The sequence below is a fragment of the Variovorax raffinosi genome, from assembly GCF_051216615.1.
Classification (GTDB): Bacteria; Pseudomonadota; Gammaproteobacteria; order Burkholderiales; family Burkholderiaceae_C; genus Variovorax.
The window spans coordinates 1-17,343 of the sequence record NZ_JBPJZR010000021.1 but is presented as its reverse complement, the minus strand read 5'-3'; the positions used below and the strand labels follow the sequence as shown (position 1 = coordinate 17,343).

General features: G+C 66.1%; 17 protein-coding genes and 1 tRNA gene. 10 read left to right on the top strand and 8 right to left on the bottom strand.

Annotated elements, in window-relative coordinates:
- The first annotated feature begins 47 nt into the window (after positions 1-47).
- The 9 genes from ACSFB7_RS35935 (at position 48) to ACSFB7_RS35895 (ending at position 7,779) form a co-directional block, all read left to right on the top strand.
- The gene (locus ACSFB7_RS35935; RefSeq protein ID WP_435477110.1) at positions 48-779 is read left to right on the top strand and encodes a TetR/AcrR family transcriptional regulator; all 732 of its coding nucleotides are present in this window, start codon (positions 48-50) and stop codon (positions 777-779) included.
- A complete protein-coding gene (locus tag ACSFB7_RS35930) occupies positions 776-1,723 on the top strand; it encodes an ABC transporter substrate-binding protein (RefSeq protein WP_435477109.1) in 948 nt (315 codons plus the stop codon). Before ACSFB7_RS35935 ends, ACSFB7_RS35930 begins: the two co-directional genes overlap by 4 nt.
- 101 nt (positions 1,724-1,824) lie before the next feature.
- Positions 1,825-2,604: an ABC transporter ATP-binding protein gene (locus ACSFB7_RS35925; RefSeq protein WP_435477108.1), complete on the top strand. Its 780-nt coding sequence runs from the start codon at positions 1,825-1,827 to the stop codon at positions 2,602-2,604.
- The gene (locus tag ACSFB7_RS35920; RefSeq protein WP_435477107.1) at positions 2,597-3,367 is read left to right on the top strand and encodes an ABC transporter permease; all 771 of its coding nucleotides are present in this window, start codon (positions 2,597-2,599) and stop codon (positions 3,365-3,367) included. Before ACSFB7_RS35925 ends, ACSFB7_RS35920 begins: the two co-directional genes overlap by 8 nt.
- Positions 3,364-4,164 carry an ABC transporter permease gene (locus ACSFB7_RS35915; protein WP_435477106.1) on the top strand — a complete coding sequence of 267 codons (801 nt, stop codon included), beginning with the start codon at positions 3,364-3,366 and terminating at the stop codon, positions 4,162-4,164. The genes ACSFB7_RS35920 and ACSFB7_RS35915 overlap by 4 nt, the downstream gene beginning before the upstream one ends.
- A gap of 57 nt (positions 4,165-4,221) precedes the next feature.
- The gene (locus ACSFB7_RS35910) at positions 4,222-5,028 is read left to right on the top strand and encodes a cyclase family protein (RefSeq protein WP_206176540.1); all 807 of its coding nucleotides are present in this window, start codon (positions 4,222-4,224) and stop codon (positions 5,026-5,028) included.
- 26 nt (positions 5,029-5,054) lie between these two features.
- Entirely contained in the window at positions 5,055-6,377 is a 1,323-nt protein-coding gene (gene fahA / locus ACSFB7_RS35905) for a fumarylacetoacetase (RefSeq protein ID WP_435477105.1), read from the top strand.
- A gap of 117 nt (positions 6,378-6,494) precedes the next feature.
- Positions 6,495-6,629 carry a hypothetical protein gene (locus ACSFB7_RS35900; RefSeq protein WP_435477104.1) on the top strand — a complete coding sequence of 45 codons (135 nt, stop codon included), beginning with the start codon at positions 6,495-6,497 and terminating at the stop codon, positions 6,627-6,629.
- 109 nt (positions 6,630-6,738) lie between these two features.
- Positions 6,739-7,779, top strand: coding sequence for an RNA ligase (ATP) (locus tag ACSFB7_RS35895; RefSeq protein ID WP_435477103.1), 1,041 nt, complete (start codon positions 6,739-6,741; stop codon positions 7,777-7,779).
- A 71-nt stretch (positions 7,780-7,850) separates the two neighbouring features.
- Here the strand turns inward: ACSFB7_RS35895 and ACSFB7_RS35890 are convergent.
- From ACSFB7_RS35890 to ACSFB7_RS35875, 4 genes are all read right to left on the bottom strand, one after another.
- A tRNA-Gly gene (locus tag ACSFB7_RS35890) sits at positions 7,851-7,926 on the bottom strand.
- 55 nt (positions 7,927-7,981) lie between these two features.
- A complete protein-coding gene (locus ACSFB7_RS35885) occupies positions 7,982-9,307 on the bottom strand; it encodes a serine hydrolase (RefSeq protein ID WP_435477102.1) in 1,326 nt (441 codons plus the stop codon).
- 97 nt (positions 9,308-9,404) lie between these two features.
- Positions 9,405-10,313, bottom strand: coding sequence for an NAD(P)/FAD-dependent oxidoreductase (locus tag ACSFB7_RS35880; protein WP_435477101.1), 909 nt, complete (start codon positions 10,311-10,313; stop codon positions 9,405-9,407).
- Positions 10,303-10,764, bottom strand: coding sequence for an RrF2 family transcriptional regulator (locus tag ACSFB7_RS35875; protein WP_435477100.1), 462 nt, complete (start codon positions 10,762-10,764; stop codon positions 10,303-10,305). Before ACSFB7_RS35875 ends, ACSFB7_RS35880 begins: the two co-directional genes overlap by 11 nt.
- Before the next feature lie 508 nt (positions 10,765-11,272).
- Here ACSFB7_RS35875 and ACSFB7_RS35870 point away from each other — a divergent pair.
- Positions 11,273-11,794 carry an adhesin gene (locus ACSFB7_RS35870; RefSeq protein WP_435477098.1) on the top strand — a complete coding sequence of 174 codons (522 nt, stop codon included), beginning with the start codon at positions 11,273-11,275 and terminating at the stop codon, positions 11,792-11,794.
- A 64-nt stretch (positions 11,795-11,858) separates the two neighbouring features.
- Here ACSFB7_RS35870 and ACSFB7_RS35865 read toward each other — a convergent pair whose 3' ends face one another.
- The 4 genes from ACSFB7_RS35865 to boxC all read right to left on the bottom strand — a co-directional run bounded on the left by ACSFB7_RS35865 (position 11,859) and on the right by boxC (position 16,870).
- Positions 11,859-12,302 (bottom strand): MaoC family dehydratase, encoded by a 444-nt coding sequence (locus ACSFB7_RS35865; RefSeq protein ID WP_435477097.1) that lies wholly within the window; start codon positions 12,300-12,302, stop codon positions 11,859-11,861.
- 10 nt (positions 12,303-12,312) lie between these two features.
- Positions 12,313-13,596, bottom strand: coding sequence for a benzoyl-CoA 2,3-epoxidase subunit BoxA (boxA, locus tag ACSFB7_RS35860; protein WP_435477096.1), 1,284 nt, complete (start codon positions 13,594-13,596; stop codon positions 12,313-12,315).
- Between the two features lie 134 nt (positions 13,597-13,730).
- Positions 13,731-15,158: a benzoyl-CoA 2,3-epoxidase subunit BoxB gene (boxB, locus tag ACSFB7_RS35855; RefSeq protein ID WP_435477095.1), complete on the bottom strand. Its 1,428-nt coding sequence runs from the start codon at positions 15,156-15,158 to the stop codon at positions 13,731-13,733.
- Between the two features lie 35 nt (positions 15,159-15,193).
- The gene (gene boxC / locus ACSFB7_RS35850) at positions 15,194-16,870 is read right to left on the bottom strand and encodes a 2,3-epoxybenzoyl-CoA dihydrolase (RefSeq protein WP_435477094.1); all 1,677 of its coding nucleotides are present in this window, start codon (positions 16,868-16,870) and stop codon (positions 15,194-15,196) included.
- Positions 16,871-17,343 lie beyond the last annotated feature (473 nt).

Genomic DNA, 17,343 nt, shown 5'->3' with positions numbered 1-17,343 from the left:
TTTGTACGCGTGTTCAACATTTTTGTACAAGCGTTCAATACGCCCTCATGAACGCCCGCATTCCGTCCGTCAAGCGCAGCGCCCCACGGGCCGCCGCCATCACCGCCGAGGCCACGCGGCCCGACCGCAGGCAGGCCATCCTGCTGGCGGCCGAGAAACTCTTCGCACAGCACGGCTACCACGTGGTGACGATCCGCCAGATCGCCGAAGAGGCCGGCGTGCCGCTGGCACTGGTGGGCTACTACTACGGCCAGAAGCACGAGCTGTTTCACGCGATCTTCGAGCACTGGGCGCACTCCATCAAGGCGCGGCTCGCGGGACTGGCGGCGGTGAACATCGACCCCGACGACACGCGCACGCTGCCGCGCATCATCGAAGCCTTCACCGCGCCGGTGCTGGCGCTGCGCGCGAGTTCCGAGGGCGAGTACTACGCACTGCTGGTGGCGCGCGAGCTGTACCACGCCACCGAGGAAGCCGACCGCGTGCTGCGCGCCTACTTCGATCCGCTGGCCGAGGCCTACATCGATGCGCTGCACATCGCACTGCCGCACGCCACGCGCAGCCAGGCCGCCTGGGGCTACCAGTTCGCACTGGGTTCGCTGCTGCACCACCTGAACGACAGCCGCATCGAACGGCTCTCGCGCGGCGAGAACACGCGCGCCGACCCCGCCGTGGCGCCGATGCTGGTGAACTTCATCGTCGGCGGCCTGCGCGCCGCGCTGCCGAAGCCCAAGACCCCACGCACGAACAAAACCACCCCCAGGAGACAAAAGCCATGATGAATCGACGCACCCTGCTGTCTGCGCTGGCAGCGGCATCGGCCGCCGCCGCGCTGCCTTCGCACGCGCAGCAGTCCAACCCGAAGATCGTGTTCGGCTACACGGCGGTGACGGACTTCGCCTCTGTCTTCGTGGCGGCGGAGGAGGGCTACTTCAAGAAGCGCAACCTCGACGTCGAACTCAAGTTCATTCCGCTCAACTCCACCATTCCGGCGGCGCTGCAGTCCGACTCGCTGCAGATCGGCGGGCCCACGCCCTCGGTCTTTTTGCAGGCGGTCGATGGTGGCCTCGACCTCGTGCTGGTGGCCGGCGGCGGCCTCACCTCGAAGACGATCACCGGCTTCGGCCTCGTGGCCCGCGCGGGCTCGGGCATCAAGAGCGCGCAGGACTGCGTCGGCAAGAAGATCGGCGTACCGGGCCTGGGCGCCTTCCTGCACGTGACCTTTCGCGCGTGGCTGAAAGACAGCGGCGTGGACTACCGCAAGGTCAACTTCGTCGAAGCCGCGTTCCCGCAGCATGCCGACCTGTTGCGTGGCGGCTCGGTCGATGCGGTGGTGTCGGCCGATCCGTTCATGAGCCGCATCACCGAGAGCGGCGCGGGCTATGTGGCCTCGTACTACTCGACCTTCCTGCCCGAGAACAACCAGACCATCGTGCATGCAGCCAAGCGCGAATGGGTGGCGAAGAACCCGGTGGCGGCGCGCGGTTTTCGCGAAGCGCTGGTCGAGTCCGCAGCCTTCATGCAGCAGCCGAAGAACGACGCCAAGGTGCGCGCGAGCATCGGCAAGTACATCAAGCTGCCGCCCGAGGTGCTGGCCAAGGTGCAGGTCTCGCCGCCGGGTCCGGTCGTCACCGACAAGCAACTGGGCTACTGGACCGGGCTGATGAAGGAGCAGGACATGCTCAAGACCCCCATCGATGTTGCGAAGCTGATCGCCAAGTGATTTCCGCACCCGCCCCGATCACCGCGCGTGCCGCGCTTTCCGCGCTTTCCGCGCTTTCCGCGCTTTCCGCGAGCGTTGCGCGTTCGCCGACAAGTCCCACGATGCAAGCCACACCCTTCCTGCGCTTCGACGGCGTGACCATCCGCCTGGGCGGCCGCGAGATTCTGTCGCCCACTTCCTTCGACGTGGCGCGCGGCGAGTTCGTCTGCATCGTCGGCCCCAGCGGCTGCGGCAAGACCACGCTGCTGCGCGCGGCCAGCGGCCTCGTGACGGCCAGCGCGGGCGAGGTGCGGCGCAACGGCGTGACGATGACCGAGCCTTCGCGCGAAGTGGCCTTCGTGTTCCAGGACTACGGCCGCGCGCTGCTGCCGTGGCGCACGGTGGAAGGCAATGTGAGCCTGGCGCTCGAAGCCGCGGGCGTGCCTGCAGCGCAGCGCCCGCCGCGCATCGCTGATGTGCTGGGCAAGGTCGGCTTGGCGAAGCACGCGCAGAAGTTTCCGGTGCAACTGTCGGGCGGCATGCAGCAGCGCGCGCAGATCGCCCGCTGCCTCGCGCAGCAGCCCGAACTGATGATGATGGACGAGCCCTTCGGCGCGCTCGATGCGCTCACGCGCCAGAGCCTGCAGGACGAGTTGGCGCGACTGGTGCGCGAGACCGGGCTCACGGTGTTGTTCGTCACGCATGACCTGGAAGAAGCCATCTACCTCGGCGACCGCGTGATCGCGCTGCAGGCCAACCCCGGACCGGGACGGCCCAGCCTCGCGCGAATGATCGACGTGAAGATCCCGCGCCCGCGCGACCAGCTCACGACCAAGGAGCATCCGGAATACCTGCAGTTGCGGCGTGAGCTGTTCGCTTTCATCGAGCAAGGCCATGACTGAGAACCGCCTCTTGCGCTGGCTGCGGCCGTGGGTGTTCCCTGCCCTGCTGATCGGTGCCTTCGAGTGGTACGCGCGGCGCGCTGCCGCATTGGGCAGCGATGCGATTGCGCCGCCGAGCGCTGCAGCGAAGGCGTTTGTCGGCGCGGCCCTCGACGGCTCGCTGTGGCAGGCGACGGGCTTCACGCTCGGCACGGCTGCGCTCGGCCTGCTGCTGGGCGCGGTGCTCGGCATTGCACTGGGGTTGCTGCTTGGCCTCTCGCGCCGCGCTGCTCAACTCGGCGCGATGTCGATCGAAGTGTTGCGCCCCGTGCCTTCGGTCGCATTGATTCCGCTGGCAATGCTCGGCTTCGGTTTCGGCGTGCGCATGGAACTGGCCATCGTCGCCTTCGCCACCTTCTGGCCGCTGCTGGTGCTGGTGCAATCGGCCGTGCAGCAGATCGAGCCCCGCCTGCTCGAAGTCAGCCGCGTGCTCGGCCTGTCGGCGCGCGAGCGCGCTTTCAAGATCGTGCTGCCGGCCATCGTGCCGCGCCTGTTCGTCGCGCTGCGGCTCGGCGTGGCGGTGGCGCTGGTGGTGGCGGTCACGGTGGAGATCGCAGCCAACCCCAACGGCATGGGCTACGCAATGATGATTGCGCAGCAGAGCTTCGACCCCGCGCTGATGCTCGCGTGGCTCGGCTGGATCGGCGTGGTGGGCTTCGCGGTCAATGCGGGCATGCTGCTTTTGCAGCGCGTGGTCGCGCGGCGCATGGGGGTGTTGTCATGAACGGCAACGACCGCAGCCGCCCCGGCATGAACTGGCTCGGCTCGTTCGCCGTGCTGTGCGCGCTGATTGCGCTCTGGTGGATCGCGAGCAACGCCGGCTGGGTCAGCCGCGTGTTCCTGCCGACGCCGCAAGCCACCTTCGCCAGCCTGCTCGAAGGGCTCAACCTCTCCGGCCCGAATGAAAACAAGGGCAACGGCGAACTGCTCGCCTTCACACAGGCGACGGTCGGCCGCATGGTCGAAGGCTGGCTGCTGGCCTCGCTGTTCGGCGTGGTGCTGGGTGCGGCCATCGGCGTGTCGCCAGCGGTGCGCGCGTGGATACAGCCCACGCTCGAATTCATCCGCCCGCTGCCCGCATCGGCGCTGCTGCCGCTCGCCATTTCGATCTTTGGACTGAACCCCGGCATGGTGCTGTTCGTGGTGGCCTTCGGCGCGATGTGGCCGGTGCTGCTGGCCACGGTGCACGGCTTCGCGGCCGTGGAGCCGCGACTGTCGGAAGTGGCGCGCTGCCTGCAGATGTCGCGCGCCGCGTACATCTGGAAGATGGGCCTGCCCAATGCCATGCCCGACATCCTGGCCGGCATGCGGCTCGCGCTGACCATCGCGCTGATCGTCGCGGTGGTGGGCGAAATGATCGCCTCGCAGAACGGGCTGGGCCAGGCCATTCTGCTGGCGGCGCGCGCCTTCCGCGCCAGCGACCTCTTTGCCGGCATCGTGCTGCTCGGGCTCATCGGCTTCGCGAGCAATGCGCTGCTGGCCTTTGCAGAGAAGCGCTTGCTGCGCTGGCAGCAGCCCTGACCTTCCTTTCCCCTCTTCCTTCACGCCAACACCAACACCCCCACAAGGAGCCCCGCCATGCCACGCAAGTTTGTCGACCTCTCGATCTTTCTCGAAAACGATGTGCTGTCCGACCCGCCCGCCTTCGCGCCGAAGATCCAGTACTTCACGCATGAGCAGACCTACGAGCAGATCGAGCCCTTCTTTCCCGGCCTGAAGAAAGAAGACCTGCCGGACGGCGAAGGCTGGGCGGTGGAGCTGGTGCAGCTGTCCACGCACAACGGCACGCACCTCGATGCGCCCTATCACTTCCACTCGACCATGGACAAGGCGCTGGGCGAGAAGAAGCCCGCCATCGCCATCCACGACGTGCCGCTCGAATGGTGCTTCCAGCCGGGCGTGAAGCTCGACTTTCGCCACTTCGCCGATGGCTATGTGGTTACGGCGGACGACGTCGAGGCCGAGCTGAAGCGCATCGGCCACACGCTGAGCCCGCTGGAGATCGTGGTGGTCAACACGCGTGCCGGCTCGCGCTACGGCAACAACGACTACGTGTCTGCCGGCGCCGGCATGGGCTACGAAGCCACCATGTACCTGCTGGAGCGCGGCGTGCGGCTCACGGGCACCGACGCATGGAGCTGGGACGCGCCTTTTGTTCACACCGCGAAGAAGTACGGCGAGACGCACGATGCCTCGCTGATCTGGGAAGGCCACAAGGCCGGCCGCGACATCGGCTACTGCCACATCGAGAAGCTGCACAACCTCGAAGTGCTGCCGCCCACGGGCTTCTTCATCAGTTGCTTTCCGCACAAGATCCGCGGCGCATCGGCGGGCTGGACGCGCGCGGTTGCGATCTTCGACGACGCGCTGATGGCATCGGTCTGAACGAACGGCGAAAGACGAATCCCATCATGATCGCGCTCAACCACACGCACGACGCCAACGCCCGCAGTTGGGTCGAATCGGCGAATGCCGCAGGCACCGACTTCCCGATCCAGAACCTGCCCTATGCGATGTTCCGCCGCATCGGCAGCCCCGAGCCGTTTCGCGGCGGCGTGGCCATCGGCGACCAGGTGCTCGACCTGGCGGCACTGGCCGCGGGCTCGCATGTCGACGGACTCGCGCTCGATACGGCACGCGCGGCCGCGTTGCCCGCGCTGAACGACTTCTTCGCGCTCGGCGCGCCCGCATGGCAGGCGCTGCGCCATGCGGTCTTCGCGCTGCTGCAAAGCGATGTGCCGGCCGCCACGGTGCAAGACCTGCGCAAGTGCCTCGTGGCGCAGGCCGAGGTCGAGTACACCGTGCCCGCGCGCATCGGCGACTACACCGACTTCTACACATCGATCGACCATGCGCTGAACATCACGCGCCTGTTCAATCCCGAAGGCGACGTGACACCGAACTTCCGCTGGATTCCGACGGCGTACCACGGGCGCGTGTCGACCATCGGCGTGAGCGGGCAGCGCTTTCACCGGCCGATGGGGCAGACGATGGCACCCGGCGCCAAGGCGCCCACGTACCACGCCTGCGCGCGGCTCGACTACGAGCTTGAACTCGGCGTGTGGATCGGCGAAGGCAACGCGGCCGGCGAGCCGATTCCGCTCGAACATGCGGAGGAACACATCTTCGGCATCTGCCTGCTCAACGACTGGTCGGCGCGCGACATCCAGTTCTGGGAGATGGCGCCGCTCGGGCCTTTTCTTGCGAAGAACTTCGCGACCACGATCTCGCCGTGGATCGTGACGATGGAAGCGCTCGCGCCTTATCGCCAGGCCTGGACCCGGCCGGCCGATGAGCCTCAACCGCTCGACTACCTGGAGAGCCAGGCGAACCGCGACGGTGGTGCGATCGACATCAGCCTGGAGGTCTGGCTCGAAAGCGAGAAGGCGCGCGGAGACAAGAGCGGACCGTCGCGCCTGTCGGGCACCAGCTTCAAACACCAGTACTGGAGCGTGGCTCAGATGGTGGCGCACCACACGATGGGCGGCTGCAAGCTGAACGCTGGCGACCTGTTCGGCAGCGGCACGATCTCTGGGCCGGGGCCTGGCGAAGCCGGCGCGATCATCGAACTGGCGCGCGGCGGACAAAGCCCGGTGACGCTGGCCAACGGCGAGCGGCGCGCCTTTCTGGAAGACGGCGATGCGGTGCTGCTGCGCGGCTGGTGCGAAAAACCAGGGCATGCCCGCATCGGGTTCGGGGAAAGCCGGGGGACGGTGTTGCCGGCGAGGGGCTGACGCAGCCGCAAAACCACACATGCGGTTGACGCCTCCGTAAACACTATTTACAGTCCGACTCCTTCGCGGATTCGTCCGCACGGATTCGACACCTAACCAACGCCCACCGTCTCCATCGTGAACCCCACTCCGGTCATCGCCAACAACAACACCTGCCCCACATCGGGCGGTGCGTTCGCGCGAGGCGTGGCCTATCCGGGCGCGATCAATCAGCAGAACCATCACGCCACACCGGGCGGAGGCGGCGCATAGCGCGCACACCTCTTCAACTCTCTTTTTTCAGAGGCCCGGCAACCGAATGGTTCCGGGCCTCTTTTCTTTTTTCGTCACCGTCATTCATCACCACAGGGAGAAAACAACCATGCGCAAACTTGCCACCGTCCGCACTGTCGAGACCATCCGCCCGATCCCCGGTGCCGATGCGATCGAATGCGCGGTCGTCGAAGGCTGGACCGTCGTCATCAAGAAGGGCGAGTTCGCCGTCGGCGACCGGGGCGTCTTCTTCGAGATCGACGCATTCCTGCCGCTCGACGATCCACGCTTCGCCTTTCTGGAGAAATCCGCGATCACCTGGAACGAGCAACGCGGCGTGCGGCTTCGCACGATGAAACTGCGCGGCCAGATCTCGCAGGGGCTGATCCTGCCGCTGTCGCAGTTCGCTGAAATCGATGCACAGGCACTGGCCGATCCGGCCTTGCGTCAGCGCGACTGGGCCTCGCTTTTCGGCGTCGAGAAGTGGGAGCCCGTGATCCCGGCCAGCCTGTCGGGCGAGGTGGAAGGCGCGTTTCCGTCCTTCATCTCCAAGACCGACCAGGAGCGGATCCAGAACCTGCCCGAGCTTCTTGCCACCAGCGGCGGGCACGCGTTCGAAGTCACCGTCAAGCTCGACGGATCGAGCATGACCGTGTTCCACAACGCGGGCGCTGTCGGGGTCTGCGGGCGCAACTGGCAGCTTCGCGAAACGGCTGGCAACAGCCTGTGGCGCGTGGCGCGGCAAGACCGCCTGCTCGAAGCACTGGCGACGCTGGGCCGCAACCTGGCGCTGCAGGGCGAGATCCTCGGCGAGGGGATCCAGGGCAACCCGGAAAAGCTGCGCGGCCAGGCGTTCCACGTCTTCGACGTGTTCGACATCGACCGGAGCAGCTACTGCGGGATGGAGGAGCGCAGTGCCATCGTCGATGCATTGCGCGAGCTGGGCGCAACGGTTCGCACCGTTCCGCTGCTGGAAGTGACCACGCTCGATCGCTTCGACGGATCGATGGCGCAGGTGCTGGCGTTTGCCGAGGGGCCGTCGCTCAACCCGGCCAGTGCCCGCGAGGGGTTGGTGTTCAAGCGATTGGACGGCGGGCTGTCGTTCAAGGCGATCTCGAACAGCTACCTGCTGAAGCACTCGGACCGCTGAATCGGGTGTCTTGAGCTTTCAAGACGCCCAAAGAAAAAGGCCACCGGTGAGGTGGCCTTTTTCATGCGATCTGGAGCGGGAAAAGAGTCTCGAACTCTCGACCTCAACCTTGGCAAGGTTGCGCTCTACCAACTGAGCTATTCCCGCGTGACAAGCCTCAGATTATAGGGGCATTTTTGGCCTGTTTTGCCGACCCCGCACATCAAAGTCGTTTTGCGGCCAGATCCTGTCCGCCTTGATGAAGGACCAGCCCGGTCGCGCGCCCCGTGGCATCGACCTCGAAGCTGACTTGCGCATCGACCACTTTCAGGAAGAAATCGCGCTCGCCTTCGGGGAAAACCTCGGCACGCGGCTGGCCCGTGAGCTGGGTGAAAAGACGATCGCCCTCGCGGGTGAATTCGGCGACGAGCTCGGGCGTGAGCTGGTAGCGGCCCACAAAACCGTCGTAGCGCGCGGGGTCGCCCTGCATCTCTACACGCCATTTGCGCGGCGGTGCCAGCGGACGCTCGGGGCGCAGCAGGTGCACGCCGATGTCGTCCACACCGATCTCGGCCGCGACGTTGGACAACACCACGACGCCCACCTGCCGCTGCAGGTCCAGCCCGATGAACGACTGGAAACCGCCGGTGCCGCCGTTGTGCCAGAAGATGTCGCCATCCGCATCGAGCACGTGCCAGCCCAGCGCGATCTGCAGGCCGGGGATGCCGGTGGCACGCCGTGGAACACGCGCCGCACGCAAGGCCGGCACCACCGATGAAGCCGCGCGCAAACCCAGGTTCGCCGCCAGGAATTCGAGCTGGTCGTCGACCGTCGAGCGCATGGCGCCGGCACCGGCGAACACCTGGAAGTCCCAATCGGACACGGCCTCTCGCAGCGCATCGTGGCCCGTGGCCGCCACCTCACGCTGCGCGGGCGAGAGCGCGAAGGCCGTGCGCGACATGCCCAGTGGTTCGATGAAGCGCTCCATCACGAGCGTTTCGTAGGGTTTGCCGGCCCGTTGCGACAGCGCGTGAGCCAGCAGCGCCGCGCCCAGGTTGGAGTACGCGTAGGTGGTGCCGATGTCCTGCGAAAGCCTGACGGTGGCAAGGCTCGCTTCAAGCATGCCCGCGGTGTAGTCGGCGTAGGGGTTGTCCAGGTCGTCGGTCGCCATGTCCGGCGGCAGGCCCGGCAGCCCCGAGGTGTGCGTGGCGAGGTCGACCAGCCTGATCTGCCTGCCGCCGCGTTCGGGCACCCTGACCGACATGTTCAGCAGTGCGGCCACGGGTTCTTCCAGCGACGCTTCGCCGCGCTCGACCATGTCGGCCAGCAGCAGGCTGGTGTAGACCTTGGTGATCGAGCCGATCTCGAAGATGGTGCCGCTCGTCACCGGCTGGCGATGCAACTGGTCGCGCACGCCGTGCACCACGGTGCGCCGGCCGGCGGGTTCGATGATGCCCACGGCAATGCCGAGGCTGCGCTCGTCGCGATCGATCCGGTCCGCCAGAATTTGCCGGACCTGCGCATCGGGAATGGTCTTCCAGGGTGTCATGGCGTGAGGGCCGATCGGCGACCCGCGGAGTCGAAGAGGCGCGATCCTAGGACGGAACGATCTTCACAAACTCTTAAGCCAATGCGCCGTGGGGAAATCAGGCGTCGAACACCAGCGAGCGATGCACCGCCACGCCCGCGAACACACCATCGGCGGAAGCCAGCGTGGCGTTCTGGAACGGGGTCGCGATGTCGCCGGCGGCGTACACGCCACGCACCGTGGTCGCCTTGAATGCATCCGTGCGGATCGTCGGGCCGAAGGGGCCGTCGTCGATGGCGCAGCCGAGTTGCTCCGCGAGCGGGCTGCTCATGCGGGTGCGCGGCGCCACATACAGCGCGTCGATGGGCACCAGCCGGCCATCGTCGATGCGAACGCCCGCGAGATCTGGCGCCGCGCCTTCGAGACCGACGACGCGCCCCGGCTCGATGGTCACACCGCGCGCCTGCAGCTTCTGGCGCACCTCGTTGTCCAGCGCGTCGGCGTTGCCATTCAGGAAGAGCGTGGTCGGTCCCCATTCGGCGATGAGCAGCGCGTGGTCGGGTGGCATCGGGGCCGCGAAGAGCACGCCCAGCCGCTGGTCGCTGAACTCGTAGCCGTGGCAATAGGGACAGTGCAGCACGCTGGTGCCCCAGCGCTCGCGCAGGCCGTCGATGTCGGGCAGGCCGTCCTGCACGCCGAAGGCCAGCAGGAGGCGGTCGGCCGGCAGCGGCGCGTCGCGGCCTTGCAGTGACAGCATGAAGCCGCCTGCGCCGTCGGCCTTGGCCGCTGTGGCATGGCCTTTGATGAAGGTGACGCTCGGGTAGGCCATCAGCTTGGCGCGCGCGTCGGCAATCATCTGCAGCGGCGGCACGCCGTCCTGACCGAAGAAGCCGTGCGACTGTGCGGTGAAGCGGTTGCGCGGCGCGCCCGCGTCCACCACGCACACCTTCCGGCGCGCACGGGCGAGCTGCATCGCAGCGGAAAGGCCGGCAAAGCTGCCGCCCACGACAAGAGCGTCATAGCGCATGTTCAATGTCCTTCAAGGTGAGGCCGCCGCCTGTCATGCGGCGATGGAAGTCTTTGGAAAGATCGGCCAGCGTGATGCTGTTGAAACGCCTGAGCAACAGGGCCTCGGCCTCGTCGCAGACACCGTCGAGCGCCGCATTCACGGCCTGCTCGACCGCGCATCCCGGGTTTTCGGTGCGGTTGCCCATGGCCAGCAACGCGGGCGCACCGACGGCGTTGTGGATGTCGCCCAAAGTCACGCGGGACAAGGTGCACGACAGCACCCAGCCGCCGCCGTGGCCCTTGGCGGAACTCACGAAACCCGCCTGCCGCAGGCCGGCCATGACGCGGCGCACGACGACGGGGTTCGTGTGCATCGCCTTCGCCAAAGTTTCGGAAGTGACGGGGCCATCCATCTCGGCCATGTGCAGCAGCACGTGGAGAACGGCTGAAAGCTTGCTGTCTCTTTTCATGCAACATTATTAGTTGCGTGTGTTTGGTGTGGCGGGGTGTGGGGTCTTTCGGCTTTGTTTGGGCTGCTGATCGGGGCGCTGTTGTTCAGGGCGGCACTCACGCCGACACGGTGCCCTTTTTCGCGAATGTCCCCCGCTTCGCTCCTCCTTTATTTCGCGAAAAAGAGCCCCGTATCGGCGCGAGCGCTGGACAGAGCAGTCGTTGATCGCGGGATCACCAGCAGCGTGTCCATGTGCGAATGACACCAGGTGCTCCCCGCAGCGAATAGAGGAGGAGCGAAGCGGGGGACATTCGCGGAGGGGAGCTCCTGGTGTCATTCGCACTCGCCCCGAAAAAAGCTCCAACAAACGCGCCACCCCACATTCCAGACGACGGACAGCTCCCACACGAGAGAGCGAATGAACCGCACACGGCGACAGGGTCCGCAGTGGTCACGGTAGCGACCGAACTGGCCTCAAGCCGGTTCTTGTCAGTCAGTGACCATTCAAACGAAAGGAACAGTCACCCATGAAGCAACAACAACACAACAAGTCCATCGTCGTCGGCGCCCTGCTCGCAGGCCTTCTTGCCATGAGCGGATTCGCCCAGGCACAGAACGTCGGTGTGGGCGTGAACGCCGATATCAATGCATCCGGCGCCGTCAAGACCGCACCTGCACCCGTGGAAGCACAAGGCAACGCAGGTGCCAGAGCCGGCACTGCCGCGAATGCGGGCGCATCGACCAATGGCAGCGCAGCGAGCGGATTGGGCGGCACGGTGGGCGGTGTGGTCGGCGGTGCGACAGGTGCCGTGGGCAACGCCACCAGCACGGTCGGCGGCGCCACCGGAGCCGTGAGCGGAGCAACGGGTGCCGTGGGTGGCGTGACCGGTGCGGCGGGCGGTCTCACGAACACCGTGGGCGGCACGTTGAACAGCGCAACCGGCGCCGTGGGCTCGGCCGGCGGTGCAGTCAAGCCATCGGGCACCGGCATTGGCGCGAAGGCCAATGGCAAGGCCAAGGGTTCGAGCGCTGTGGACATCACGAAGTAATCGCCAGCGCCGAATAAAAAAAGAAACCCGCAGCGCTCGCGCGTTGCGGGTTTTCTGCTTTGCGTCAGCCGGCCGCGGGCAATCTGAAAAGGCTGGTGACTTCCACATCCAGCACCATCGACTCGCGCTGGTTGAAGAGCCGCCAGCGCCAGCGCAATATGCCGAGCGTCGGCCGCTTCTCGGAACGCCGCACCTCGATGACATCGGCCACCAGCCGCAGTGCATCGCCGGGCCGCACGGGATTCGGCCAGCGCACATGCTCGAGCCCCGGCGACGCAAAAGACTCCGAGCCCGCGAGCGCCGCCTCGACCACAAGCCGCATCGCAATGGAGCAGGTATGCCAGCCGCTGGCAATCAGGCCGCCGAAGGGGCTCTCAGCAGCAGCTTCGGGATCGGTGTGAAACCACTGCGGGTCGTAGGCCCGCGCGAACTGCAGCAGCTCGGCTTCAGTCAGCACGTAGGGGCCGGCCTCGATGACCTGGCCTGCATGGAAGTCGGCGAACTTCATTCGCCGCAGCTTAGTACGTTTCGAGGTGCAGGCGGCCTTCGCGCTTCAACGCGGCGCCCACGGTGTCCCAGTCGAGCCCCGCATCCTTCGCCACGTCGCGCAGCGCAAGCACCACGCCTTCTTCCATGCTCTTCAGGCCGCACACATAGAAGTGGCTGCTGCCGTCCTTCAGCAAGGCGGCCAGGTCTGCAGCGCGCTCGCGCATCAGGTCTTGCACATAGCGCTTGGGTTGGCCCGGCGTGCGCGAGAACGCGAGGTTGATGTCGATGAAGTCCTTCGGCAGCGACTGCAGCGGGCCGAAGTACGGCAGCTCCTGCTGCGTGCGCGCGCCGAAGAACAGCATCAGCTTGCCGCCTTCGAACTTGCCGCTCTTGCGCAGGCGGCGCCGCCATTCGGTCATCGCGCGCATGGGTGCGCTGCCGGTGCCGGTGCAGATCATCACGATGTGCGACTTGGGATGGTTCGGCATCAGGAACGAGGCGCCGAAGGGCCCCACCACCTGCACCGTGTCGCCCACCTTCAGGTCGCAGACGTAGTTGGAGCACACGCCGCGCACGGGGTCGCCCTCGTGGTCCTCGGTCACGCGCTTCACGGTGAGCGAGACGTTGTTGTAGCCGGGCCGCTCGCCATTGCGCGGGCTGGCCACCGAGTACTGGCGCGCATGGTGGCGCTTGCCGATGGCATCGACGCCCGGCGGCACGATGCCGATGGACTGGCCTTCGAGCACCGGGAACGGCACCACGCCGAAGTCGAGCACGATGTGGTGCGTCTCGCTGTCGAAGCCGGCCTCGGTGCAATTGAAATTGCCGACCACGGTGGCGGTCGTCGGGGTCTTCGGCGGAAACAGGTTGGTGTACGCGTGCGCGGCCGACCACGGCGGCACGGTGGCGCCGTACTGCGCGGAGTTGAAGGCGGGTTCAGTGGCCGCCTGTGCTTGCGCCTGCGTCAGCGCGGGGGCCGCGGCGGCCGGGTCACCCGCGGCTTCGGCGGAAACGCCCGCGGCTTCGAGCTGCTCTGGTGTCAGCTCGGCGGGCAACTCTTCCCACGTGAGCTGTTCTTCGATGGTGTACGCACGCACCAGCGGCATGGTGCGCCAGTTGTCGATCGAGCCCGTCGGGCACGGCGAGATGCAGGCCATGCAGCCGTTGCAGATGTCGGCACGCACAACATAGTTGTTGTCGTCGTGCGTGATCGCGTTGACGGGGCAGGTGGCCTCGCAGGTGTTGCAGCGGATGCAGATCTCGGGGTCGATCAGGTGCTGCTTGATGACTCCGGCTTCAACGGCCATGTCCATGTTGTTCTCTCCTGAAAGCCCTCCCCTTTCGGGGAGGGTTGGGTGGGGGCTCGCGGCGCTTGTCGTGGTCACGCTGCTGGCCCCCATCCCAGCCTTCCCCCAGCGGGGGAAGGAGCAATACCGAAATACCTCGATCAGCCGAAACGCACGTACTCGAAATCGACCGGCTGGCGATTGATACCCATCACCGGCGGCGAAATCCAGCCGGCGAACTTGCCCGGCTCCACCACGCGGCCCATCAACGATGCCACGAAAGCGAAGTCTTCGGAACTGGGCAGCCATTCATCGCGCTTGGCGGCCCATTCGATGTCGTTCACCACGCGGCCGTCCGGCGACATCTTGATGCCGGCGAGCGCGCCGATCTGGCGGTTGAAAGCCTTGTGCGGCACGGCCAGGCGGGTCGGGATGCCGGCCTTTTCCAGCACCTTGTTCCAGCGGCCCACACCGGCCACCGAGTCCTTGATGAAGTCGTCGCGCAGCACTTCGTTGAGTGCGTTGAGCATCGGCACGTCTTTCTCGACGAGCTGGCCTTCCTTCACTTCGAGCACCTTGTAGGTCTGGCCCTTGAGGATGTGGTCATCCGTGCGCTTGCCTTCTTCATAGCGGCCCTTCAGGCCCGAGCTGTAGAAGATGGCGGCGTTGCTCGACTGGTCGGCGCCGAACAGGTCGATGGTCACGCTGTAGTGGAAGTTCAGGTAGCGCTGGATCGTGCCCAGGTCGATGCAGCCCGCGGCGCGGATCTTTTGCGCGTCGTCGGTCTTCAGCTCGTTCATGACCTGCGCGGTGCGGGCGATGACGCGCGACACGCCGCTCTCGCCCACGAACATGTGGTGCGCTTCTTCGGTCAGCATGAACTTCGTGGTGCGCGCCAGCGGATCGAACGCGCTTTCAGCCAGCGCGGCGAGCTGGAACTTGCCGTCGCGGTCGGTGAAGTAGGTGAACATGAAGAACGCGAGCCAGTCGGGCGTCTTCTCGTTGAAGGCGCCCAGGATGCGCGGGTTGTTCTCGTCGCCCGAGGTGCGCTGCAGCAGCGCGTCGGCCTCTTCGCGGCCGTCGCGGCCGAAGTGCTTTTGCAGCAGGTAGACCATGGCCCACAGGTGGCGGCCTTCTTCCACGTTGATCTGGAACAGATTGCGCAGGTCGTACATCGACGGCGCGGTCAGGCCCAGGTGGCGTTGCTGCTCGACCGATGCCGGCTCGGTATCGCCCTGCGTCACGATGATGCGGCGCAGGTTGGCGCGGTGTTCGCCGGGCACGTCCTGCCAAGCCTTCTCGCCCTTGTGGTCGCCGAAGTGAATCTCGCGGTTGGCATCGCCCGGGTTCAGGAAGATGCCCCAGCGGTAGTCGCGCATCTTCACGTGGCCGAACTGGGCCCAGCCTTGCGGGTCCACGCTCACTGCGGTGCGCAAATACACGTCATGGTTGGTCGAGCCTTCGGGGCCCACGTCGTCCCACCAGTTGATGAAGTTGGGCTGCCAGCCTTCGAGCGCGCGCTGCAGCGTGCGGTCTTCGCCGAGGTTGACGTTGTTGGGGATCTTCTCGCCGTAGTTGATCGTGCTCATCGTTGTTCCTTGGGTTGTGCGGACTGTTGGCTGGCTCAAACGCGGTTCATGTCGAAGCCGGCCTTCTGGCCGGTGCCATAGACCTTGAGCGCGCCCTTTTCGCCGACGGCGTTGGGGCGGTTGAAGATCCAGTTCTGCCAGGCGGTGAGCCGGCCGAAGATGCGGGTGGCCATGTTTTCCTTGCTGGCAAAGCGCAGGTTGGCTTCGAGGCCGGTGAGCGCGTCGGGCGACATGGCGGCGCGCTCTTCGATGGCGATGCGCAGTTCATCGTCCCAGTCGATGTCGTCGGGCGCGGCGGTGACCAGACCGAGCTTGAGCGCTTCGTCGGCATCGAGCGGCTTGCCGGCTGCGGCGCGGGCGGCTTCGAGCGGCGCGGCTTCTTCATAGAAGCGGCGTTGCAGGCGGCTCTGGTCGTTGACCATCGGGAAGAAGCCGAAGTTGAATTCGCCGAGCGTGAGCTTCGGTGCGCGGTCGGCATCGTCGGGCAGCGCGAGCATGTAGGTGCGGTCGGCCGCAAAGGCCAGCTCGGCCAGCGTGCCGGCAAAGCACGAGCCCGCTTCGACCAGCGCGAACAGGCTGCGCGACGACACATCCAGGCGTGCGAGCGTGCGGCGCAGCGCGCCGATGGTTTCGCGCACCAGCCAGTGGTCTTTGTTGGCGAACATCACCGCGTCGGATGCGAGCACGGCCGCCGCATCACCTTCGGTCTTGAGCAGCCAGGTGCCGACGTCGAGTTCGTTGGTGCGCAGGTTGAGGATCGCATCGTCCAGTTCGCGGCACATCGCGAGCGGCCACCAGGTGGCGCCTGCGGCTTCGATGGCGGCGATGTCTGCGGGCTGCGTGCCGGTGGGCGCCTTCACGGTGATCGTGGCGGTGCGCTTGCTGCGGTCGATCTGCACGTTGACGTGCGAGTAGGCAATGCCGTCGGCGCTGTCGGAGCGTTCGAGGCGGGTCAGGGCCACGCCCTTGCCGTTGGCGGGGCGGTCGCTGCCGGCGGCGAGTTGCGAGGCGCGGTCCTGCACGGCGGCGGCGAACTGCGCGGGCTTGGCCACGGCATCGACCAGGCGCCAGTCGACCGCGCGCTGGCCGCGCACGCCTTCGACGCTGGTGCAGAAGATGTCGGCGAGGTCATGGCGCACGTGGCGCTTGTCGGTCACGCGGGTCAGGCCGCCGGTGCCGGGCAGCACGCCGAGCAGCGGCACTTCGGGCAGCGAGACGGCGGAGGAGCGGTCGTCCACCAGCAGGATCTCGTCGCAGGCCAGTGCCAGTTCGTAGCCGCCGCCGGCGCAGGCGCCGTTCACGGCCGCGAGGAATTTCAGGCCCGAGTATTTGGAGGTGTCTTCGATGCCGTTGCGCGTTTCGTTGGTGAACTTGCAGAAGTTGACCTTCCACGCGTGGCCCGAGACGCCGAGCATGAAGATGTTGGCGCCCGAGCAGAAGATGCGGTCCTTGCCGCTGGTGACGATCACGCTGCGCACTTCGGGGTGCTCGAAGCGCACGCGGTTGAGCGCGTCGTTCAGTTCAATGTCCACGCCCAGGTCGTAGCTGTTGAGCTTCAACTTGTAGCCGGGGCGGATGCCGCCGTCTTCCGCGATGTCGAGCACGAGGCGGGCAATGGCGCCGTCGAAGCTCAGGGACCAGTGGCGGTATTGGCCGGGTTCAGTGCGGTAGTCGACGCGGGGGGGCGCCTGGAGCGTGGTGGTGTCTGTCATGCTGAAGTCTCCTGTGGGGCTGTGTTCGGAAACCGTGAACAGGAAAGATAATGCACTTTCTTGCTCCGATGACATGCATCATGCTGCATGCAAACAGGCAAGTCAATGCTTGTAGCGCTTTTTTTCAGAATCGGAGCCCGTGTTCAGGGCAATAGGGGCTGCGGGGCGTGATGCGGGTCATTCAGGGCGAGTGCGAATGACACCAGGTGCTCCCCTCCGCGAATGTCCCCCGCTTCGCTCCTCCTTTATTTCGCTGCGGGGAGCACCTGGTGTCATTCGCACTGGGCACGCTGCTGATGTACCGATGATCAACGACTGCCCCGTCCAACGCTCACGTCGATACGGGGCTCTTTTTCGCGAACTCAACAACCACCGGCTAAAGCCGGTGGGTTGCGCCTTGCGGACTGAAAGTCCGGATACGCGTCGACTCAACGACGCGTCATTCGGGCTCCATCTTGAAATCATCGTTCGGG